This is a genomic window from Klebsiella sp. Q2, assembly GCF_009900705.1.
GTDB lineage: Bacteria > Pseudomonadota > Gammaproteobacteria > Enterobacterales > Enterobacteriaceae > Klebsiella > Klebsiella quasipneumoniae.
On the sequence record NZ_JAAABE010000005.1, the window covers coordinates 226,396 to 246,920 of the forward strand.

Below are 20,525 nucleotides of genomic sequence, written 5' to 3' on the forward strand. Positions count from 1 at the left end.
CGGAGGATTTCTCCGTGGGCGGGTCGCCGGGGAGGAGGTATGATCAGCACTATTGCGCTGTTTTGGGCCCTGTGTGTCGTTTGTGTGGTGAATATGGCACGCTACTTCTCATCGTTGCGTGCATTATTGGTTGTGCTACGTGGTTGCGATCCCTTGCTCTATCAGTACGTCGATGGCGGCGGCTTTTTTACCTCGCACGGGCAGCCCAGCAAACAGATGCGGCTGGTCTGGTATATCTATGCCCAGCGCTACCGTGACCATCATGACGATGAATTTATTCGTCGCTGCGAACGTGTTCGTCGCCAGTTTATTCTGACCAGCGCCCTGTGCGGCCTGGTGGTGGTGAGCCTGATTGCGCTGATGATCTGGCACTAACGATATTTTCAGAATAAAAAACGGGCCAGCAAGCTGGCCCGTTTTGAACGAATAACGCTTAAATCAGCTTCAGGGAGAGCCAGTAAAGGACGCCTGAAAGGATAATCGCTGCCGGCAGGGTCAGTACCCAGGCCATCAGAATGCTGGTTACCGTCTTTTTCTGCAGACCACCGCCATCCACCAGCATCGTCCCCGCTACCGAGGAGGAGAGCACGTGGGTGGTGGAAACTGGCATTCCGGTGTAGCTCGCCAGACCGATTGAGACCGCTGCGGTCATCTGCGCCGACATCCCCTGGGCGTAGGTCATGCCCTTCTTACCGATCTTCTCACCGATGGTGGTCGCCACGCGGCGCCAGCCGATCATGGTACCAATACCCAGCGCCAGCGCGACCGCCATGATAATCCAGATTGGCGCGTACTCGATGGTGCTCAGCATATCGGTTTTCAGTTTCTTCAGCAGACGCTGGTCGTCAGCGCTCACGTCCGGCAGTTTCGCCACTTTGTCGGTAGTGTCTGAGATGCAGAGCATGATGCGACGCAGCTGGCCGCGCTGTTCCGGTTTTAGCGACTCGTAGTTCTCAACGCCGGTCAGCATGGTCTTCACGCGGTCAAGGGCGTTGATGGTGTTCGCCGGATGGCAATGAAACTCGCCGTTGGCCGCGGTATTGGTGTCCGGAGAGGGAACCAGCTGGTCAACGCCGGTGGCTTTCTTCAGCAGGTCAGGGCGCTGCTGGAAGAAAGTTTCCACATTGTTGACCGCATCGCGGGTACGGGTGATTTCGTAACCGGAGGCGTTCATATTCACCACGAAGCCCGCCGGGGCGACGCCGATCAGGACCAGCATCACCAGACCAATGCCTTTCTGTCCATCGTTAGCGCCGTGAGAGAACGACACGCCGATAGCGGACAGGATCAGGGCGATACGGGTCCAGAACGGCGGCTTTTTCTTGCCGTCTTTCTTTTCACGCTCCGCCGGAGTCAGGTGGATACGCGCCCGTTTTTTGGTGCCGCTCCAGTAGCGGCGCAGCAGGAAAATCAGGCCGCCCGCAATCACCAGACCAACGATAGGCGAGATGATAAGCGAACCAAAAATGCCGATGACTTTCGGGATATTCAACGCATCAACCACGGAGGTGCCTGTCATCAGCGCATTGGTTAAACCAATACCGATGATGGCGCCAATCAGGGTATGAGAACTGGATGCCGGAAGACCGAAGTACCAGGTCCCGAGGTTCCAGATGATCGCCGCCAGCAGCATAGAGAACACCATGGCGAGGCCATGCGCGGAACCCATGTTAAGCAGCAGATCGGTCGGCAGCATATGCACGATGGCATAGGCTACGCTGAGACCGCCCAGCAGAACGCCGAAGAAGTTGAAGAGCGCCGCCATCGCCACAGCGAGCTGTGAGCGCATAGCGCGAGTGTAGATAACCGTAGCCACCGCGTTTGCGGTATCATGGAAACCGTTAATCGCTTCGTAAAACAGTACAAAAGCTAAAGCAAGCAATAATAATAGTCCGGTATGTAAATCCAGACCGGCAAATAAATGTAGCATAGGACGTTACGCCATTTTGAGGACATGAACGCGGCGCATTATCAGTGACTTTAGCTGCGCGGGCAAAGTGAAATATAGACTTTTTTTGATTTTCTTCCTGTTTAGGTTTTACCCTGTTGGGAGTAATCCTATATCTTTCAATGATGTATCTAATGCGGGATTTTTCCCGCTGGTGTGACCAGAGTGAAATATTTACAAAACCCGACAATTGGGGAACGAGGAATGCGGTGTGGAAAGGTTTGATGCCATTGTCGTTGGCGCCGGAGCGGCGGGAATGTTTTGCGCAGCGCAGGCGGGGCAGCTCGGCTGTCGCGTCCTGCTGCTCGACAACGGCAAAAAGCCGGGGCGAAAAATTCTGATGTCCGGCGGCGGCCGCTGCAACTTTACCAATATGTATGTCGAGCCGGCGGCCTATTTGAGCCAAAACCCGCATTTTTGCAAATCAGCCCTGGCGCGCTACACCCAGTGGGACTTTATCGAGCTGGTCGGCAAATATGGCATCGCCTGGCATGAGAAAACCCTCGGTCAGCTGTTTTGCGATGATTCGGCGGAACAGATCGTCACTCTGTTGCTGGCGGAATGCGAAAAGGGCGGCGTGCAGATCCGCCTGCGCAGCGAAATTCTCAGCGTGGAGCGCGACGAGCAAGGCTATCGGCTTCAGGTAAACGGCGAAACGCTGGCGACCAAAAAGCTGGTGATCGCCTCCGGCGGCTTGTCGATGCCGGGCCTCGGCGCCTCGCCGTTTGGCTATAAAATCGCCGAACAGTTCGGCCTGAAGGTGCTGCCGACCCGTGCGGGTCTGGTGCCGTTTACCCTGCACAAGCCGCTGCTTGAGCAGCTCCAGGTTCTCTCCGGCGTCTCGGTGCCGTCGACCATCACCGCCGAGAACGGCACCCTGTTCCGCGAAAATCTGCTGTTCACCCATCGCGGCCTTTCCGGACCGGCGGTGCTGCAAATTTCCAGCTACTGGCAGCCCGGTGAGTTCGTCACCGTGAATCTGCTGCCGGACTGCAATCTTGAGGAATTCCTTAACGAGCAGCGCGGCGCGCATCCCAACCAGAGCCTGAAAAACACCCTCGCGATGCAGTTGCCGAAGCGGCTGGTGGAGTGTCTGCAGCAGCTGGGGCAAATTCCTGATGTCACGCTGAAGCAGCTGAACGTTCGCGATCAGCAAGCGCTGGTGGAGACGCTGACCGCCTGGCGCGTGCAGCCGAACGGTACCGAAGGCTACCGGACGGCGGAAGTGACCCTCGGCGGCGTGGACACCAATGAGCTCTCGTCGCGTACCATGGAGGCGCGTAAGGCGCCGGGCCTCTACTTTATCGGCGAAGTGATGGACGTCACCGGCTGGCTCGGCGGCTATAACTTCCAGTGGGCGTGGTCAAGCGCCTGGGCCTGCGCGCAGGCGCTGGTGGAAGGGTAATCTAAGCGTCCGGGCGCCCTGGCGCCCGGACGTATATGATCAGTTCAACCCAAGAAAATACTGAGCGATTTTGAAATAGATAATCAGTCCGGTGCCATCGATCAGCGTGGCGATAAACGGCGCGGAAACCACCGCCGGGTCGATGCCGATCCGTTTAAGCACCATCGGAATGACCGACGAGACAACTGCGCTCCACAGGGTAATGCATACCAGCGTCAGGCTGACGATCAGCGTGATTTCCATACCGATGCCCATCATCCAGGCGCGCAGGCAGCCCGCCAGCCCCAGCGTTAAGGCAATCAGAAACGAGGTCGACACCTCTTTGCGGATCACCCGCCCCATATCGCGCAGCCGTACTTCTCCCAGCGCCATCGAGCGCACCAGCGTCGAGGTGATCTGCGTTCCGCTGTTGCCGCCGGTGCCGATGAGTAACGGAATAAAGAAGGCCAGCGCAATGGCCGACTCCAGCGCCTCTTCGAAATGCTGCAGCACGCTGCTGGTATAGGCTTCGGCCACGAACAGCAGCAGCAGCCACACCGAGCGTTTCTTCCACAGCGTCCAGGGGCTGATCTCGAGGTACGGTTTTTCCAGCGGCAGCGTCGCCCCCTGCAGCTGAGCGTCCTCGGTGACGTCATCCTCCAGCAGATGGGCGATCTCCTTTTCCATCAGGCAGCCGACCAGCTCGCCTTTATCGACGACGGGAACCAGCTCGAGGCCGCGCTCGTTGAGCTCGGCAATGACCTGCGGGCGTTCATCGTCAGGTTTGACGCGGAACAGGCAGCTGTCCATCAGGTAGCGGATAGACTGCCCGGCATCCCCTTCCTGCAGTAGCTTTTTGACCGACAGGCTGCCGCGCAGCTTTTTACCGGCGACAACAAACACCTGGCCGGGAATATCATCGCTGGTGAGCTGCGAGATAAAGTGCTCCCGCGCCTCATGGACGCTGAGATGTTCCTGTAGCGTAATAAAGTCGGTACGCATGTACTGGGCGATGGCATCGCCGTTGAAGCCAGAGGTCGCCTGATGGGCGGCGCAGAGTTGAATGGAAGACATGATTAAAATCCCTATAAAAAATCACTCATAGGGGCGAACAAGACAGGGTTAGCGCAGGCAGATCCCTACGTCCTGGTTTTAGCACTGCATAACGTATCTGAACGGTCATGACCGCCAGAAGTTACCTTGGCAACACCTTGATTCGATGGAAGCCTGTATTTCCCTTAGTGGTCTCTCTCGATACCAACAGGGCGGTAACTTGTATTTATGCAGGAGCCTCGCCATAACGAGATCGTTAAATGAAGCGCCATTATTGGCGAAGCGGGATAATTCACAAAGCGTATAATTTATGTGGTTTATCAACTGTTGATAAACCACCCAAGAATTTTCAAATCGTTAATCATCCGCTAAACACTGCAAATGCCCATGGCGCACGCCGCGCTGGGCAATCACGTCGTCGGCAAAATGCTGTATCTCGACCATGTCTCCCTTCAGCACCGCAATCTCCAGGCAGTCGTCATGACTGATATGCACATGCAGCGTGGCGACGGAGAGATCGTGATGATGATGCTGGGTGGCCACCAGCCGGCTCGCCAGTTCGCGTTTTTCATGCTCGTACACATATGACAGGACGGCATAACCGCGCCGCGGCTCCGACGGTGCGGGATCCTGGTTGAGGGCGTCTCGCAGAATATCGCGTACCGCCTCCGAACGATTGTGGTAGCCGCGGCGGGCGCTGAGCGCATCGAGAGCGGCCAGCAGGTCATCATCAAGAGTCAGGGTTACGCGCTGCATGGCATGGCCTCGTTAAGCAGAGTGGCAGGAAAAGGTGGCAGCACCGCCTGCTGGAGCGCCTGTCCGGCAGGGGAGCGCAGGCGCAGTGGTAGACTGACCGCCGCGGTTTCGACGATGCGTCCGTGCTCCATCACCAGCACCCGCTGGCAAAAGCGCTCCACCAGCCGCAGGTCGTGAGTGATGAACAGGCAGGCGGTGCCAAACTGGGCCTGCAGACGCTTCAGCAGGGCGATAATCTCCGCCTGCAGCAGCAGATCGAGATTCGAGACCGCTTCATCCAGAATCAACAGCTGCGGCCGTACCGCGAGGGCGCGAGCCAGGCAGACGCGCTGCAGCTGTCCGCCGCTGAGCTGCGCCGGGCGTTTATCGAGCAGCGTCGTGGAAAGGTCGACCGCCTGCAGCATCTCTTCCACCTGACGCGCACGTTCCTCGCGCGACAAGCGCAACAGATGGCGCAGCGGCTCGCTGACGATCTCGCGCACCGTTTTGCGCGGATTCACCGCGCTGAAGGCGTCCTGAAACACCAGCTGAATATCGCGGCGGAAGGCGCCGACGGCCTCGCCCTTCAGGGCGGTCAGCGGTGTGCCGCGCCAGACAATATCGCCGTGCTGCGGCGTTTCCAGGCCCACCAGCATCCGCGCCAGGGTGCTCTTGCCGCAGCCGCTGCGCCCGAGCAGGGCCACCGTTTCGCCGGGGGCGATGGCGAGTTGGATCTCGTGCAGGACCCTGCCGTGGTGCGGGTAATTGTGGCTCACCCCGGTGACGCTGAGTAAATTCATGCTGTTTTCTCCAGTCCGTACAGCGCCAGATGCGCCGCCAACAGGCGTTGGCTCAGCGGGTGCTGTGGGGCGCTGAACAGCGTATTTACATCGCACTGTTCAACGAGGCGACCGTTCTCCATGACCGCTACGTAATCCGCCAGCCGCGCCACAACGCCCATGTCATGGGTCACCAGCAGCAGCCCCAGACCGCGGCTGGCGACGATATCCGCCAGCAGATTGAGGATCCGCGCCTGGGCGATGGCATCGAGGTCGGTGGTCGGTTCGTCGGCGATGATAAAGGGCGCGCGGCTGAGCAGGGCGAGGGCGACCATCATCCGTTGCAGCATGCCGCCGCTCATCTCAAAGGGGTAGCGTTTCAGCAGCGCCCGCGGATTATCCAGACCCACCTCTTCCATTGCCGCCAGCAGGGCGGCGTCACTTGCTTCGCGGCCCGCCGCCCGGCAGGTTTCCCGGGCGTGGGCGGCCATGGTATGCAGCGGATTAAAGGCGCTGCGTGGGTTCTGCATGATAGTGGCGATAGTCGCGCCGCGCAGCTGTTCGCCGTGCACCGGCATGCCGTCAAGCAACACCCGGCCGGCGGTCTGGTTGACGCCGGGCGGCAGCAGGCCCAGCGCGGCGGCGCAGGTGAGCGATTTCCCGCTGCCGCTGCTGCCGAGCAGCGCCAGTACCTGGCCGCGGCGCAGGGTAAGCGAGACGTCGCTGACCAGCGGGCGGTCGGCGGTAAGGGCGATCTGTTGCAGTTGGATCTTCTGCGGCATCAGTGGCTATGCTCCGCGATCAGGTGAGGATCGAGGCGATCGCGCAGCGCGTCGCCCAGCAGGTTAAAGGCCATCACGCTGATGAACAGCGCCAGCCCCGGCCAGACCATCTGCAGCGGCTGGGTCCAGATATACTGCCGGGCGTCGTTAATCATCACCCCCCATTCCGCCGTCGGCGCGCTGACGCCGAGGCCAAGGAACGACATGCCGGCCACGTGAAGCATCATATGACCGATATCCAGCGAGGCGAGCACCAGCAGCGAGGGGATCACCGCCCCTGCCAGATGGTCGCTGAACAGCCGCCACTGGCTGGCGCCGCTCAGGCGGGCGGCGAGGATAAATTCGCGCTGGCGCAGGGAGACCACCAGATTACGCACCATTCTGGCGTACCAGGCCCAGTGCGACAGCGCAATGGCGAGGATCACGTTGGTCAGCCCGGTACCCAACACCCCCACCATAAAGAACGACAGGATCGAGGTCGGAAAGGTCATAAACAGTTCGGCGAGGCGCATCAGGCCGCGGTCGGCGCGGCCGCCCAGCAGCCCGGCGCTGCCGCCAACCGCCAAACCGATCAGCAGCACCAGCAGCAGGCAGGCCATTACCGCCCCCAGCGAGACGCGGGTGGCGGCCAGCAGGCGCGAGAAAATATCCCGTCCAAGATGATCGGTTCCCAGCCAGTGCGCCCCCCCTGGCGGCAGCAGCCGCTGCTGCAGGTTAATCGCCGCCGGATCCCAGGGCAGCCACCAGCCACTGCCGAGGGCGATGACCGCCAGCAGCGCGATAACCAGCAGGGCCAGTTTCACCGGCCAGCGGAAGTTTCGCAGCCATCTCATACGCTCACCTCCTCATGGCGGCGCAGGCGCGGGTCGAGCGCCGCGTTAAGCACATCCACCGCCAGGTTAGCCAGTACGAACACCGTGACCATCATCAGGGTAAAGCACTGAATCACTGGATAATCGCGATTGAAGATCGCGGAAACCGCGTAGCGGCCAACCCCCGGCCAGGCAAAGATATTTTCGATAATCATCGTGCCGCCGATCAGCTCGCCAATGTGCATGCCCATGGCGGTCACCACCGGCAGGGTGGCGTTGCGCAGGATATGCCGCCGCTCCACCTGGCGCGTGCTCAACCCGCGCAGCCGCGCCCATACCACGTGACGCTGGCCGGAGACCTCCAGCATGCTGGCGCGCAGCAGCCGGGCGTTAATCGCCAGCGACATAAAGGCGATGGAGACGGCGGGCAATATCAGGTGCTGCCAGTCGCCGTATCCCATCGCCGGGAGCCACTGCAGATGCACGGAAAAGAGCATCACCAGCAGAAAGGCTAGCCAGAAGTTCGGCATCGACACGCCGAGGAAGGCAATCAGCCGTACAGCAAAATCCGGCAGGCGATCGCGATGGCGCGCCGCCCAGATCCCCAGCGGCAGCGAGGTGACGAGGATCAGCGCCAGCGCCGCGCCGGTAAGCAGCAGGGTGGCCGGCATGAAGTGCAGCAGGTCGTCCAGCACCGGCCGCCGGGTGGCATAAGAGAGGCCGAAGTCCAGGTGCAGCGCCCGCCACAGCCAGTGCAGATACTGCATCGCCAGCGGCTGGTTGAGACCCAGCAGTTCGCGGGTCGAGGCGACCATCTCTTCCGTGGGCGGCAGATTCGACAGGCGCAGATAATCCAGCGCCGGGTCGCCGGTGCCGAGCCGCAGCAGCAGAAAGATGATGGCGGAGGCGGCGAGCAACAGCGGGATCAGCAGCAGCAGGCGGCGTAAAATATAGCGTAGCATTATGGCGTTACCGGTTTAATCTGGTCGAACGGGATCTCGGTGGTCACCGGCGCGAACGGGATCTCGCCGACCTCCTGGCGCGCAACTGACATCAGCGAGACATAGCTGATGGGTAGGTACACCGCGTCCTGATGCAGACGGGTCAGCACATCGTGGTACAGCCGTTTCCGCTGCGCCTCGTCGCTGGTGGTCAGCACCTCGCTAATCTCTTTATCAATCAGCGCTTTGTCGGGCAGGCCGCGCTGGGCCTGATAATCGGCATGCGAGGGCACGCGCATCGAGCTTAAAAAGGCATGCGGATCGTAGGGGGCGCCCCAGGTGCGATTGAAGATCATGCCGAACCGGCCTTCGCGCTGGCGCGCATAGATGCTGCTCTCCTCCTCGCCCACCAGGGTGACGCGGACGCCGACCTCCCGCAGATTGGCCTGAATAATTTCGGCCATCGATTTAGCCAGCGCGTCGGTGCCGATAAACGCCAGCTCAATCGCCAGCGCTTGCCCGGCTTTTTGTCGCCAGGGCTGGCCTTCCGGCTGCTGCCAGCCGGCCTGCGCCAGCAGGGCGCGGGCTTTTGCCGGATCGTAACGGCGCGGCGTCAGATCCTGCGGGGCGTAGGGGACCGAGGGCGCAAACAGGGTGTCGGCAACCTGCTGGGTGCCGTAGAGCACGCTATCGACGAGGGTCTGCTTGTCGACGGCGTAGTTGAGCGCCTCGCGAACCGCCTGCTCGCGGGTCGGGCCCTGGCTGGCGTTCAGCGCCAGCATCACCGTCTCCGTCGGGGCGGAGAGTCGAGCCACGTAGCCGGGGTGATGACGAAAGCGTTCGAAGGTATCCAGCGGTAGCAGCCCTTCGTCGCCGTAGAGCATGTCAATTTCCCCGGTTTCGAACGCCACCGCGCGGCTGGTGGCGTCAGGGATCACTTTGATGGTGATTTGCTGCAGCGCGGGTTTATTACCCCAGTACTGTTCGTTGCGTACCAGCACGTCGCGCTGATTGAGCTGCGAGCTCGCCAGTCGCCACGGCCCGGTGCCGATCGGGGCTTTGATGCCGTTGGCGGTGCCGCCATCGATAAACTGCGAGGGGGCGATAAAGCGGAACGGGCGGGGCAGGGCCAGCTCTTGTAGCAAGGGGGCGTAGGCGCTTTTCAGGGTGATCTGCAGCTCGCTGGCGCTGAGCGCCCGCACGTCGGTTATCTGATTGGCGAGCTCAAGCCAGGCGTGGCGTTGACGGTTGGCGAGCACCGCCTGGAAATTCGCCGCTGCGGCCTGGGCGTTAAAGGGTTCGCCGTTGGAGAAGGTCACATCCTCGCGCAGGGTGAACCACCAGGTTTTACCATCGTCGGAGTGACGCCAGCGGGTCGCCAGCCAGGGCTGCACGCTGCCGTCAGCCTGATACTTCACCAGCGGCTCATAGACCATGCTTTGGGCAAACATCTGGTTGGGGGTATAAAGATGCGGATTCAGCGGGCCGACGTTCACCGGCCAGGCGGTGGTGAGCGAGTGCTGCGCGGCCTGAGCCAGCAGAGGGACGCAGGCGATCAGCGCCAGCAGAGTGAGGCGGAAAATAGACAAGACGGCAATCTCAACGACAGGAAAGTATGACGATTTTAGTGATTCATCATACTTTCGGAGTAACCTGGATCAATATTGCGCCGAAAAGTATAAGTAATCCGTATGATTATGCGCAGGGGCAGGCGCCGCTTTACCCCTCAGGGCGCCCGGAACAACCCCAGCAGCGTGGCCACCTGTTCGTCGATCGGCGCCAGATCCCGCTTGACGATCAGATGCAGCGGCGTCGCGCGGCGCGCGCCATGGCTGAGGGGCAGCCGCTTCAGCACGCCCTGATCGAGATGGGAACGAATGCGCTCTTCCGGCAGCCAGCCGAAGCCGACCTGATACATCACCGCATCAATGGCGGCGTCAATGGTGGAGAAAGTCCAGGCGTCACGCGTCGCCTGGCCATCGCCGGTCTGGTCGGCAATGCGCACCAGCGGCCATGGTGCCAGCGCGCTATCCTCCAGCGGACCGTCGAGCGCGGCGAGAGGATGGTCGCGGTGGGCGACGGCGATAAAATCAATATTCATCAGCCACTCTCCGCGGCCGGTAATATCCTGGCGGCGGGTCAGAACCATGACATCGGCTTCCGTTCGCGCCGCGCCCTCGTCATCCATATTTTCCAGCACTTCGGTGAGTCTGACCTGCGTCTGCGGATAGCGCTGCTGAAACTGGCGCAAAATGGCGAACAACCGCTGGCGCGGGAAAATGCTGTCGACCACCAGATCCAGACGGGTGCGCGCCCCGTTGCGCAGAGTGGCGGCATGCGTCTCAACGTAGGCGAAGGCCTGTAGCAGCGGTTTGACCTGATTCAGCAGCAGTTCGCCGGCCGGGGTCAGCACCGCCCGCCGCCCGGACGGCGCCAGCAGCGCTACCCCTAAACGCTCCTGCAGCAGCGCGAGGTTATAACTCACCGAAGACTGGCTGCGATTGGTCTCCTCCGCCGCTCTGGCAAAGCTCCCCAATTCCACTACCTTTTCGAGTAACGCCCACTGCTCCAGGGTTGTCTTGTGCATAATCAATCTAAAATTTGGATGTATTTAATCCAAACATAGCGTTATTCATTCAATTTTTAAAGACGTATGCTGTCCTCAACAACACAGAGGAGAATAAATGATGAGCACTTTCGACAAACATGACCTCAGCGGCTTTATCGGTAAACATCTGGTCTACACCTACGACAACGGCTGGAACTACGAAATTTACGTCAAAAACGGCCACACCCTCGACTACCGTATTCACAGCGGCATCGTCGGCAATCGCTGGGTGAAAGATCAGGAAGCGTACATCGTGCGGGTGGGGGAAAGTATCTACAAAATCTCATGGACCGAACCGACCGGTACCGACGTCAGCCTGATCGTCAACCTGGGCGATAAACTGTTCCACGGCACCATTTTCTTCCCGCGCTGGATCATGAATAACCCGGAAAAAACCGTCTGCTTCCAGAACGATCACATTCCTCTGATGAATTCGTACCGCGATGCCGGCCCGGCCTACCCGACGGAAGTGATTGACGAGTTTGCTACTATCACCTTCATTCGCGACTGTGGCGCGGATAATGACGAGGTTATTAATTGCCCGGCAAGTGAATTGCCAGCTGATTTTCCTGCAAATTTGTAATTAAGCAGAAATAACTTTGTGATCTGCGCTAACTTTTTGTCATCAAGCGTGACAAAGACAGCGTCATTAATTGTTATCTGGTTTAACCCCCGTTTACTTTCCGCGATAGCGTTCCTGTTTGCTTTTCCAGACAGGAACGCTTTTTTGTCAAAATTCTGCCATAAATAAAACCTATCATTCTGTTTATTAATGATTTATTTGGCTATGCTGAGAAAAGATTAATTTCTTAATATTATCCTAAGCAAGGTCAACTACATTAATAGTGGTCGAAATACCCTGAAATGGAATGCCGCGCTGAACTCACTTCATTTTAATTTCGTTTAAGTCCGCAGGCGCAGGATATTTTATTCTAACGACCCAGGTTTGTGCGTGGGTCATCTACAGAACAGGATGATGATGAGCGATTTTTTGCCTTTTTCGCGCCCGTCGATGGGCGACGCAGAGCTGGCAGCCCTGCGTGAAGTTTTAACGTCGGGCTGGATCACCACCGGACCGAAGAATCAGGCACTTGAAGCGGCATTTTGCCAGTTGACCGGCAACCGTCATGCGATTGCCGTCAGTTCAGCGACCGGCGGGATGCATGTGACCCTGATGGCGCTGGGTATTGGCCCCGGCGATGAAGTCATTACGCCGTCCCAGACCTGGATCTCCACTCTCAATATGATCTGCCTGCTGGGCGCCACGCCGGTGATGATCGATGTCGATAACGACAATCTGATGATTACCCCTGACGCGGTGGCAGCGGCGATCACCTCGCGTACCAAAGCAATTATTCCTGTGCACTACGCGGGGGCGCCAGCCGATATCGACGCCATTCGCGCGGTGGGCGAGCGCCATGGCATTCCGGTGATCGAAGACGCCGCCCATGCGGCCGGTACCCATTATAAAGGCCGCCACGTGGGCTGGCAGGGGACCGCGATTTTCTCGTTCCACGCGATCAAAAACATGACCTGCGCTGAAGGCGGCCTGATTGTCACCGACGACGACGAGCTGGCCTCCCGTATCCGCAGCCTGAAATTCCATGGCCTCGGCGTGGACGCCTATGACCGCCAGACCCATGGCCGCGCGCCGCAGGCGGAGGTGATCGCTCCGGGCTTTAAATACAATCTTGCCGACATCAACGCCGCGCTGGCGCTGGTCCAGCTGGAAAAACTGCCTCACGCCAACCAGCGGCGGGCGGAAATTGCCCAGCGCTATCTGCGCGAACTGGCGGACACGCCGTTTACGCCCCTGACCGTCCCGGCCTGGGATCACCAGCACGCCTGGCATCTGTTTATCATCCGCGTCGATGAGGCTGCCTGCGGCATCAGCCGCGACGCGCTGATGGAAAAGCTAAAGGCGATGGGTATCGGCACCGGTCTGCACTTCCGTGCGGCCCATACGCAAAAATATTACCGCGAGCGCTTCCCGGAGGTTTCCCTGCCGAATACCGAATGGAACAGCGCCCGCATCTGTTCTCTCCCGTTGTTCCCGGACATGACCGATGACGATGTCACTCGCGTCATTTCCGCACTGCGCCAGCTGTCAGGACGTTGATATGCTTACTTACCCTCCCGTGAAGAAGGTCTCGGTGGTTATTCCGGTTTATAACGAACAGGATAGCCTGCCGGAGCTGCTTCGTCGTACGGATACCGCCTGCGCCACGCTGGGGCGGCAATATGAAATTCTGCTGATCGACGATGGCAGCAGCGACGATTCCGCGCGCATGCTCACCGAAGCTGCCGAGGCGGAAGGCAGTCACGTCGTCGCCGTGCTGTTAAACCGTAACTACGGGCAGCACTCGGCGATCATGGCCGGTTTCAGCCATGTAACCGGCGATTTAATCATTACGCTTGACGCCGACCTGCAAAACCCGCCGGAAGAGATCCCGCGGTTGGTAGAGAAGGCGGATGAAGGCTACGACGTGGTGGGCACCGTTCGCCAGAACCGTCAGGACAGCATCTTCCGCAAAACCGCGTCGAAGATGATCAACCGCCTGATCCAGCGCACCACCGGCAAAGCGATGGGCGACTACGGCTGCATGCTGCGCGCTTACCGCCGCCATATCATCGACGCCATGCTCAACTGCCATGAGCGCAGCACCTTTATCCCGATCCTGGCGAATACCTTCGCCCGGCGCGCGGTGGAGATCCCGGTGATGCACGCCGAGCGCGAATTCGGCGACTCCAAATACAGCTTTATGCGCCTGATCAACCTGATGTACGACCTGGTGACCTGTCTGACCACCACGCCGCTGCGTCTGCTCAGCATTTTCGGCAGCGTGATAGCCCTGCTGGGCTTCGCCTTTGGCCTGATGCTGGTGGTGCTGCGTCTGGCCTTTGGCCCGCAGTGGGCGGCGGAAGGGGTATTTATGCTCTTCGCCGTGCTGTTTATGTTCATCGGCGCTCAGTTTATCGGGATGGGCCTGCTCGGGGAGTATATCGGACGCATCTATAACGACGTGCGCGCGCGTCCCCGCTACTTTATTCAACGTGTTGTTCGCCAGCCGGAAACGGCATCTAAAGAGGAAGATCGTTCATGAAAGCCGTAGTCTTCGCTTATCACGATATGGGCTGCACCGGTATCCAGGCTCTGCTGGACGCTGGATATGATATCGCTGCTATTTTCACCCACCCGGATAACCCTGGCGAAAACCATTTCTTTGGCTCCGTGGCGCGCCTTGCCGCCGAGCAGGGCATTCCGGTGTGGGCGCCGGAAGACGTGAACCATCCGCTGTGGATTGAGCGTATCCGCGAGATGAAGCCGGACGTGCTGTTCTCCTTCTACTACCGCAACCTGCTGGGCGATGAGATCCTCAGTCTTGCGCCGAAAGGGGCGTTTAACCTACACGGTTCGCTGCTGCCGAAATATCGCGGCCGCGCGCCGCTGAACTGGGTACTGGTCAATGGCGAAAGCGAAACCGGCGTGACGCTGCACCGGATGGTGAACCGCGCGGATGCCGGCGATATCGTCGCTCAGCAAACCGTGGCGATTGGCCCGGATGACGCCGCCCTGACGCTGCACCGCAAGCTGTGCGCTGCCGCCACTGAGCTGCTGAGCCAGGCGTTGCCGGCGATCCTCGCCGGAACCACCGATGAACGTCCGCAGGATCACAGCCAGGCGACCTATGTGGGGCGTCGCACCCCGGAAGATGGCCGCCTCGACTGGGAGCAGCCGGCGCAGACGCTGCACAATCTGGTGCGCGCGGTCTCCGATCCGTGGCCGGGGGCCTTCGGCTACGCTGGCGCGAACAAATTTATTGTCTGGAAATCCCGTGTACGCAGTGATCTACCTGCAGCCAAACCGGGCACCGTTATCTCCGTTGCACCGCTGATCGTGGCGTGCCAGGAAGGGGCGCTGGAGATTGTCACCGGCCAGACCGAACGCGGCGTGTACATGCAGGGCGCCCAGCTGGCGCAGGCGCTGGGCCTGGTGTCCGGGGCGGTGATCAGCAGCAAACCGGTGGTGGCGGTTAAGCGTCGTACCCGGGTGCTGATCCTCGGCGTCAATGGCTTTATCGGTAACCATCTGACCGAACGCCTGCTGCAGGACGACAACTATGAGATTTACGGCCTGGATATCGGCTCCGACGCCATCAGCCGTTTCCTCGACTGCCCGCGTTTTCACTTCGTGGAAGGCGATATCAGCATTCACTCCGAGTGGATCGAATATCACATTAAGAAATGCGACGTGGTGCTGCCGCTGGTAGCTATCGCCACCCCTATCGAGTACACCCGCAACCCGCTGCGCGTGTTCGAGCTGGATTTCGAAGAGAACCTGAAGATCATCCGCGATTGCGTGAAATACAATAAGCGCATCATCTTCCCGTCGACCTCTGAAGTGTACGGCATGTGCACCGACAAAAACTTCGACGAAGATACTTCCAACCTGGTGGTCGGGCCGATCAACAAACAGCGCTGGATCTACTCGGTCTCCAAGCAGCTGCTGGACCGCGTGATCTGGGCCTACGGCGATAAGAATGGCCTGAAGTTCACCCTGTTCCGTCCGTTCAACTGGATGGGGCCGCGTCTGGATAACCTCAACGCCGCGCGTATCGGCAGCTCCCGCGCCATCACCCAGCTGATCCTCAACCTGGTGGAAGGCTCGCCGATCAAGCTCATCGAAGGCGGTAAGCAGAAGCGCTGCTTTACTGACATCAGCGACGGTATCGAAGCGCTGTTCCGCATCATCGAGAACAAAGACGGCCGCTGCGATGGGCAGATCATCAACATCGGTAACCCGGATAACGAAGCGAGCATCAAAGAGCTGGCGGAGATGCTGCTGGCCTGCTTCGAACGCCATCCGCTGCGCGATCGCTTCCCGCCGTTTGCCGGCTTCCGCGAAGTGGAAAGCAGCGACTACTACGGCAAGGGCTATCAGGACGTTGAGCATCGCAAACCGAGCATCCGCAACGCCAAACGCTGCCTGAACTGGGAGCCGAAGGTGGAGATGGAAGAGACCGTTGAGCATACCCTGGACTTCTTCCTGCGCACGGTTGAACTGGTGGACGATAAAAATCCATGAAACAGGTCGGCTTACGCATAGATGTCGATACTTTTCGCGGGACGCGGGACGGTGTTCCGCGGCTGCTGGACCTGCTGGGCCAGCACGGGATTCAGGCAAGCTTCTTCTTCAGCGTCGGGCCGGACAATATGGGGCGTCACCTGTGGCGCCTGGTAAAACCGAAGTTTCTGTGGAAGATGCTGCGTTCCAGAGCGGCTTCGCTGTACGGCTGGGATATTCTGCTGGCCGGCACCGCGTGGCCGGGACGCCGCATCGGCGCGGGGAACGAGGCGGTGATCCGTGCGACCGCCGAGTCTCATGAAGTGGGCCTGCACGCCTGGGACCACTACAGCTGGCAGGCGTGGAGCGGCGTCTGGCCGCAGGAACGGCTGACGCTGGAGGTCGAGCGTGGCCTGCTGGAGCTCGAGCGCATCATCGGCCGCCCGGTCACCTGTTCGGCCGTTGCCGGCTGGCGCGCCGATCAGCGGGTGGTGAAAGCCAAAGAATCCTTCGATTTTCTCTACAACAGCGACTGTCGCGGCACGCGGCCGTTTCTGCCCCAGCTCGGCAGCGGCGTCTCTGGTACGGTGCAGATCCCGGTCACGTTGCCGACCTGGGACGAGGCGGTGGGCACGGCGGTGGATATCGCCGGCTTTAACCGCTATCTCCTCGACTGCATCCATCGCGACCCTGGCGTGCCGGTCTATACCATTCACGCCGAAGTGGAAGGTATTGCCTATGCCGATCAGTTCGATGAACTGCTGACCATGGCGGCGGAAGAAGAAATTCAGTTTTGCCCACTGAGCCAGCTGCTGCCCGCTGACTTTAGCGAGCTGCCGTCCGGCAAAGTGGTTCGGGGTGAACTGGCTGGCCGGGAAGGCTGGCTCGGACGTGAACAATTACTGACTTCGGGTGTTTGATGAAAAGCATTCGCTATGGCGTCTCTCTGATTGCGCTGTTTGCGCTGTATTACCTGCTGCCGCTCAATTTCCGTTTGCTCTGGCAACCCGATGAAACACGCTATGCGGAGATCAGCCGTGAAATGCTGGCCACCGGCGACTGGGTGGTGCCGCATTTTCTCGGGCTGCGCTACTTCGAAAAGCCGATTGCCGGTTACTGGATCAACAGTGTCGGCCAGTGGCTGTTTGGCCATAATAACTTCGGCGTACGCTTCGGGTCGGTCTTCGCCATCACCATGACCGCCGTGCTGGTGGCCTGGCTGGCGTGGCGCATCTTTCGCGATAAGCGGGTAGCCGTCCTGTCGCCAGTGATTTTTCTCACCGCGATGCTGGTGTATGCGATTGGTACCTATGCGGTGCTGGACCCGATGATCACCCTGTGGCTGGCGCTGGCGATGTGCAGCTTCTGGGGCGCGACGCAGGCGCAGAGCCGCGGCGGCAAAATACTGGGTTACGTGCTGTTGGGCGTCGCCTGCGGTATGGGGGTGATGACCAAAGGTTTCCTTGCGCTGGCGGTGCCGGTGGTGGGCGTTCTGCCATGGGTGATCGCCCGTAAACGCTGGCGTGAAGTGCTGACCTACGGTTGGCTGGCGGTGGTCGTCTGTACGCTGGTGGTGCTGCCCTGGGGGCTGGCTATCGCCCAGCGCGAGCCGGACTTCTGGCGCTACTTCTTCTGGGTCGAGCATATTCAGCGTTTCGCCGAAAAAGACGCCCAGCACAAAGCGCCGTTCTGGTACTACATCCCGTTCCTGATTGCCGGCAGCTTGCCGTGGCTGGCCCTGCTGCCAGGGGCGCTGAAGCGCGGCTGGCGTGAGCGCGATGAGGCCCGCGGCGCGCTGTATCTGCTCGGTTGGGTGGCGATGCCGCTCCTGTTCTTCAGTATTGCAAAAGGCAAACTGCCGACCTATATCCTGCCGTGCTTTGCGCCGCTGTCGATCCTGATGGCGCGCTACGCGCTGGAGGCGGCGAAGACCGGCGCGAAAGCGCTGCGCATCAATGGGATGATCAACCTGGGCTTTGGCCTGCTGGGGCTGATCGCCGTGCTGGTAGTTTCGCCCTGGGGCGTGATGCACAAGCCGGTGTGGACCAAGATTGAGCTGTATAAATGTCTGCTGGCGGCCATCGCCTTCGCCGTCTGGGCGCTGATGGGCTGGCTGGCGATGAAAGACGCTGGCCGCCGTTGGAGCCTGGCGGCGCTTTGCCCGCTTGGCCTGGCGCTGCTGGTGGGCTTCGCCATTCCGGACCGGGTTATCGACAGCAAACAGCCGCAGTTCCTCGTGGATATCGTCAGCGAATCCCTGCAGCCCAGCCGTTACGTCCTGACGAACAACGTCGGGATCGCCGGCGGCCTGGCCTGGGAGCTGAAGCGAAGCGATATTATTATGTTCGACAAACAGGGTGAGCTGAAGTACGGTCTCGACTGGCCGGACGCTCAGGGAAGCTTTGTCAGCCAGGCCGGGTTTGCCGACTGGTTGGCCACGCACCGTCAGCAGGGGCCGGTCTCGCTGGTGCTGTTGATGGATAAAGGAGAGAGTATGGTCGACTTACCGTTACCGAAACCCGATAACGCCTATGAGCTGGGTCGGGTGGTCTTCCTTCAGTACCTGCCGCAATGAGCGTCTGGATCTGTCTGGTTTTCGCCAGCCTGCTGAGCTGCGCCGGACAGCTGTGCCAGAAACAGGCGACCCGCCCGTCCCGTCGCGGACGGCGGAGTCGCCATATACTCTTCTGGCTGGGGATGGCGCTGCTATGCCTCGGCTGCGGCATGCTGCTGTGGCTGAGCGTCCTGCAGTCTATTCCGGTGAGCATCGCCTATCCGATGCTGAGCCTGAACTTCGTCTGGGTCACCCTCGCGGGCTGGGGCATCTGGCATGAGCCGGTCGCTCGCCGCCACTGGTTTGGCGTCGGGTTGATCGTCGTGGGCATTGTCATTCTGGGGACCAGCGTTTGATGGGCTTTCTCTGGGCATTATTCAGCGTCGGCCTTGTCAGCGCCGCGCAGCTGCTGCTGCGCAGCGCCATGGTGGCCTTGCCGCCGCTGACCGATATTCTGGCCTTTCTCCAGCATCTGCTGCATTTCGAGCCTGGTACCTTCGGCCTGTTTTTCGGCCTGCTGGGCTACCTGTTGTCAATGGTCTGCTGGTACTTTGCCCTCCACCGTCTACCGTTATCAAAAGCGTATGCGCTGTTGAGCCTGAGCTATATCCTGGTGTGGGCTGCCGCCATCTGGCTGCCCGGCTGGCATGAGCCGTTCTACTGGCAATCGCTGCTGGGCGTGGCGATTATCGTCGCCGGCGTATTGACCATCTTCTGGCCGGTGAAACGCCGCTAGCCGGGGAGCCGGCTTTTGGGACGCCCCGGGCCGAGCAGGATCGCCAGCTTGCTGCCCCCGACGGTGGTCTCCATCCAGATTTTACAGACGCTGGTTAACGGCACCGAGAGCAGCATTCCCACCGGCCCCAGCAGCCAGCCCCAGACCAGCAGCGACAGGAACACCACCAGGGTCGACATCCCCAGCCGGTGGCCCATCATGCGCGGCTCCACCATGTTGCCCAGCACCATATGCACCACCAGAAACAGCGCCCCGACCAGCAGGCACTCATAGATGCCGCTGAACAGCAGCGCCTGCAGCATGGGTGGGATAGCGGAGATGGCGGATCCGATATTCGGCACATAGTTCAGCAGGAACGCCAGCACCCCCCACATCAGCGCGAACTGCACCCCCATCGCCAGCAGCCCCAGCCAGACAATCAGCCCGGTCCACAGGCTGATTAGCGTTTTCAGCGCCAGATAGTGGGTAACGCCTTTCAGCGCCCGGTGCAGCCCGGCGATATGCAGGCGAGGGTTATTGAGGGCAAAACGCAGTTTGTAGGGCAGGTGGCGAACCTCAAAAAGCATAAAGATCACCGTCATCACCAGCAGCACAATGCTGGCCATCGCCCCGGAAAGCTGGGTCATCAGCGTTGTGGCCCAGGTCATCAGCCGTTCTGAATCCATACGCCGCAGCATGCGCTCCGGATTGATATGCAGGTTGAGAAAGGGGAGATACTCCTGGAGCTGGACGATCTTACGCGTCAGGGCGCGGTTGAAATCGGGCAGCATGGCGACAAAGTCATTGAGCGACGCCGCCAGCACGCCAAGCAGCGCGGTGAGCATCACCAGCATTGCCGTCACCACCAGGGTAATGGCGAACGGGCGCCGCACCCCGCGGCGAATGAACCAGGTGACCAGCGGGTTGAGGACGATAGCGAAAAACAGCGCCAGCAGGAGCTGCACCAGAATATCGGCGGCGGCGTGGATCCCGGCGAGGATAATCACCAGCGCCGCCAGCTTAAGTAAAATATGGAGCCCGGCTTTATCAGCCTGCGGAGGGGACATAGGTATTCCTTTTGTGAGTCGCGCCTGATAAGTGTAGCGGTTCGCCGACTGCCAATATTCCGAAAGGCGAGCTGCTTTTCCG

At 60.1% G+C, this 20,525-nt stretch carries 20 protein-coding genes and 1 riboswitch; of the genes, 10 read left to right on the top strand and 10 right to left on the bottom strand.

Features of this window, described 5'->3' with window-relative positions:
* Positions 1 to 39: 39 nt before the first annotated feature.
* A complete protein-coding gene (gene uspB / locus GT756_RS19935) occupies positions 40 to 375 on the top strand; it encodes a universal stress protein UspB (protein ID WP_002921203.1) in 336 nt (111 codons plus the stop codon).
* 58 nt (positions 376 to 433) lie between these two features.
* Here the strand turns inward: uspB and pitA are convergent, their stop codons facing one another.
* Positions 434 to 1,930 (bottom strand): inorganic phosphate transporter PitA, encoded by a 1,497-nt coding sequence (gene pitA, locus GT756_RS19940; protein WP_004204940.1) that lies wholly within the window; start codon positions 1,928 to 1,930, stop codon positions 434 to 436.
* 229 nt (positions 1,931 to 2,159) lie between these two features.
* Here pitA and GT756_RS19945 point away from each other — a divergent pair, with 229 nt between their 5' ends.
* The gene (locus tag GT756_RS19945) at positions 2,160 to 3,353 is read left to right on the top strand and encodes an NAD(P)/FAD-dependent oxidoreductase (protein ID WP_004204939.1); all 1,194 of its coding nucleotides are present in this window, start codon (positions 2,160 to 2,162) and stop codon (positions 3,351 to 3,353) included.
* Between the two features lie 39 nt (positions 3,354 to 3,392).
* On the opposite strand, the gene GT756_RS19950 is transcribed toward GT756_RS19945, so the two are convergent.
* The 8 genes from GT756_RS19950 to GT756_RS19985 form a co-directional block, all read right to left on the bottom strand.
* Positions 3,393 to 4,406, bottom strand: coding sequence for a magnesium transporter (locus tag GT756_RS19950; RefSeq protein ID WP_065697479.1), 1,014 nt, complete (start codon positions 4,404 to 4,406; stop codon positions 3,393 to 3,395).
* A 56-nt stretch (positions 4,407 to 4,462) separates the two neighbouring features.
* Positions 4,463 to 4,644, bottom strand: a riboswitch (M-box (ykoK) riboswitch).
* Positions 4,645 to 4,742: 98 nt separating this feature from the next.
* Positions 4,743 to 5,141, bottom strand: a complete 399-nt coding sequence (gene nikR / locus GT756_RS19955; RefSeq protein ID WP_004202063.1) for a nickel-responsive transcriptional regulator NikR — start codon at positions 5,139 to 5,141, stop codon at positions 4,743 to 4,745.
* Positions 5,129 to 5,920 (bottom strand): nickel import ATP-binding protein NikE, encoded by a 792-nt coding sequence (gene nikE, locus GT756_RS19960; protein WP_064183540.1) that lies wholly within the window; start codon positions 5,918 to 5,920, stop codon positions 5,129 to 5,131. Before nikE ends, nikR begins: the two co-directional genes overlap by 13 nt.
* On the bottom strand, positions 5,917 to 6,681 hold the full coding sequence (gene nikD, locus GT756_RS19965; RefSeq protein WP_023319281.1) for a nickel import ATP-binding protein NikD: 765 nt from the start codon (positions 6,679 to 6,681) through the stop codon (positions 5,917 to 5,919). The genes nikE and nikD overlap by 4 nt, the downstream gene beginning before the upstream one ends.
* Positions 6,681 to 7,514 carry a nickel ABC transporter permease subunit NikC gene (nikC, locus tag GT756_RS19970; protein WP_004202068.1) on the bottom strand — a complete coding sequence of 278 codons (834 nt, stop codon included), beginning with the start codon at positions 7,512 to 7,514 and terminating at the stop codon, positions 6,681 to 6,683. The genes nikD and nikC overlap by 1 nt, the downstream gene beginning before the upstream one ends.
* Positions 7,511 to 8,455, bottom strand: coding sequence for a nickel ABC transporter permease subunit NikB (gene nikB / locus GT756_RS19975; protein WP_065802733.1), 945 nt, complete (start codon positions 8,453 to 8,455; stop codon positions 7,511 to 7,513). Before nikB ends, nikC begins: the two co-directional genes overlap by 4 nt.
* Positions 8,455 to 10,023: a nickel ABC transporter substrate-binding protein gene (gene nikA, locus GT756_RS19980; RefSeq protein WP_032456700.1), complete on the bottom strand. Its 1,569-nt coding sequence runs from the start codon at positions 10,021 to 10,023 to the stop codon at positions 8,455 to 8,457. The genes nikB and nikA overlap by 1 nt, the downstream gene beginning before the upstream one ends.
* A gap of 137 nt (positions 10,024 to 10,160) precedes the next feature.
* The gene (locus tag GT756_RS19985) at positions 10,161 to 11,021 is read right to left on the bottom strand and encodes a LysR family transcriptional regulator (protein WP_017899988.1); all 861 of its coding nucleotides are present in this window, start codon (positions 11,019 to 11,021) and stop codon (positions 10,161 to 10,163) included.
* A gap of 97 nt (positions 11,022 to 11,118) precedes the next feature.
* Between GT756_RS19985 and GT756_RS19990 the strand changes: the two genes are divergently transcribed.
* From GT756_RS19990 to arnF, 8 genes are all read left to right on the top strand, one after another.
* Positions 11,119 to 11,625: a phenolic acid decarboxylase gene (locus GT756_RS19990; protein WP_012540376.1), complete on the top strand. Its 507-nt coding sequence runs from the start codon at positions 11,119 to 11,121 to the stop codon at positions 11,623 to 11,625.
* Between the two features lie 396 nt (positions 11,626 to 12,021).
* Complete coding sequence (arnB, locus tag GT756_RS19995; RefSeq protein ID WP_160125024.1) at positions 12,022 to 13,161, top strand: UDP-4-amino-4-deoxy-L-arabinose aminotransferase; 1,140 nt, start codon at positions 12,022 to 12,024, stop codon at positions 13,159 to 13,161.
* Position 13,162: 1 nt separating this feature from the next.
* Entirely contained in the window at positions 13,163 to 14,146 is a 984-nt protein-coding gene (gene arnC / locus GT756_RS20000) for an undecaprenyl-phosphate 4-deoxy-4-formamido-L-arabinose transferase (protein WP_004202077.1), read from the top strand.
* On the top strand, positions 14,143 to 16,128 hold the full coding sequence (arnA, locus tag GT756_RS20005; protein ID WP_017899987.1) for a bifunctional UDP-4-amino-4-deoxy-L-arabinose formyltransferase/UDP-glucuronic acid oxidase ArnA: 1,986 nt from the start codon (positions 14,143 to 14,145) through the stop codon (positions 16,126 to 16,128). Before arnC ends, arnA begins: the two co-directional genes overlap by 4 nt.
* Positions 16,125 to 17,027, top strand: a complete 903-nt coding sequence (arnD, locus tag GT756_RS20010; RefSeq protein ID WP_004202080.1) for a 4-deoxy-4-formamido-L-arabinose-phosphoundecaprenol deformylase — start codon at positions 16,125 to 16,127, stop codon at positions 17,025 to 17,027. The genes arnA and arnD overlap by 4 nt, the downstream gene beginning before the upstream one ends.
* Positions 17,027 to 18,682, top strand: a complete 1,656-nt coding sequence (gene arnT, locus GT756_RS20015; protein WP_032456697.1) for a lipid IV(A) 4-amino-4-deoxy-L-arabinosyltransferase — start codon at positions 17,027 to 17,029, stop codon at positions 18,680 to 18,682. The genes arnD and arnT overlap by 1 nt, the downstream gene beginning before the upstream one ends.
* A complete protein-coding gene (gene arnE / locus GT756_RS20020; RefSeq protein WP_004202083.1) occupies positions 18,679 to 19,017 on the top strand; it encodes a 4-amino-4-deoxy-L-arabinose-phosphoundecaprenol flippase subunit ArnE in 339 nt (112 codons plus the stop codon). Before arnT ends, arnE begins: the two co-directional genes overlap by 4 nt.
* Positions 19,017 to 19,397 (top strand): 4-amino-4-deoxy-L-arabinose-phosphoundecaprenol flippase subunit ArnF, encoded by a 381-nt coding sequence (gene arnF, locus GT756_RS20025; protein WP_023319275.1) that lies wholly within the window; start codon positions 19,017 to 19,019, stop codon positions 19,395 to 19,397. Before arnE ends, arnF begins: the two co-directional genes overlap by 1 nt.
* Here the strand turns inward: arnF and GT756_RS20030 are convergent.
* The gene (locus GT756_RS20030) at positions 19,394 to 20,443 is read right to left on the bottom strand and encodes an AI-2E family transporter (protein ID WP_004202085.1); all 1,050 of its coding nucleotides are present in this window, start codon (positions 20,441 to 20,443) and stop codon (positions 19,394 to 19,396) included. The two genes, arnF and GT756_RS20030, sit on opposite strands and share 4 nt — an antisense overlap.
* Between the last annotated feature and the right edge of the window lie 82 nt (positions 20,444 to 20,525).

Excerpts from the sequence above, each read along its gene's own strand:
- uspB (WP_002921203.1), top strand. The coding sequence starts at position 40 with ATGATCAGCACTATTGCGCTGTTTTGGGCCCTGTGTGTCGTTTGTGTG.
- pitA (WP_004204940.1), bottom strand. The coding sequence starts at position 1,930 with ATGCTACATTTATTTGCCGGTCTGGATTTACATACCGGACTATTATTA.
- GT756_RS19950 (WP_065697479.1), bottom strand. The coding sequence starts at position 4,406 with ATGTCTTCCATTCAACTCTGCGCCGCCCATCAGGCGACCTCTGGCTTC.
- nikR (WP_004202063.1), bottom strand. The coding sequence starts at position 5,141 with ATGCAGCGCGTAACCCTGACTCTTGATGATGACCTGCTGGCCGCTCTC.
- nikE (WP_064183540.1), bottom strand. The coding sequence starts at position 5,920 with ATGAATTTACTCAGCGTCACCGGGGTGAGCCACAATTACCCGCACCAC.
- nikD (WP_023319281.1), bottom strand. The coding sequence starts at position 6,681 with ATGCCGCAGAAGATCCAACTGCAACAGATCGCCCTTACCGCCGACCGC.
- nikC (WP_004202068.1), bottom strand. The coding sequence starts at position 7,514 with ATGAGATGGCTGCGAAACTTCCGCTGGCCGGTGAAACTGGCCCTGCTG.
- nikB (WP_065802733.1), bottom strand. The coding sequence starts at position 8,455 with ATGCTACGCTATATTTTACGCCGCCTGCTGCTGCTGATCCCGCTGTTG.
- GT756_RS19985 (WP_017899988.1), bottom strand. The coding sequence starts at position 11,021 with ATGCACAAGACAACCCTGGAGCAGTGGGCGTTACTCGAAAAGGTAGTG.
- GT756_RS19990 (WP_012540376.1), top strand. The coding sequence starts at position 11,119 with ATGATGAGCACTTTCGACAAACATGACCTCAGCGGCTTTATCGGTAAA.
- arnB (WP_160125024.1), top strand. The coding sequence starts at position 12,022 with ATGAGCGATTTTTTGCCTTTTTCGCGCCCGTCGATGGGCGACGCAGAG.
- arnC (WP_004202077.1), top strand. The coding sequence starts at position 13,163 with ATGCTTACTTACCCTCCCGTGAAGAAGGTCTCGGTGGTTATTCCGGTT.
- arnA (WP_017899987.1), top strand. The coding sequence starts at position 14,143 with ATGAAAGCCGTAGTCTTCGCTTATCACGATATGGGCTGCACCGGTATC.
- arnD (WP_004202080.1), top strand. The coding sequence starts at position 16,125 with ATGAAACAGGTCGGCTTACGCATAGATGTCGATACTTTTCGCGGGACG.
- arnT (WP_032456697.1), top strand. The coding sequence starts at position 17,027 with ATGAAAAGCATTCGCTATGGCGTCTCTCTGATTGCGCTGTTTGCGCTG.
- arnE (WP_004202083.1), top strand. The coding sequence starts at position 18,679 with ATGAGCGTCTGGATCTGTCTGGTTTTCGCCAGCCTGCTGAGCTGCGCC.
- arnF (WP_023319275.1), top strand. The coding sequence starts at position 19,017 with ATGGGCTTTCTCTGGGCATTATTCAGCGTCGGCCTTGTCAGCGCCGCG.
- GT756_RS20030 (WP_004202085.1), bottom strand. The coding sequence starts at position 20,443 with ATGTCCCCTCCGCAGGCTGATAAAGCCGGGCTCCATATTTTACTTAAG.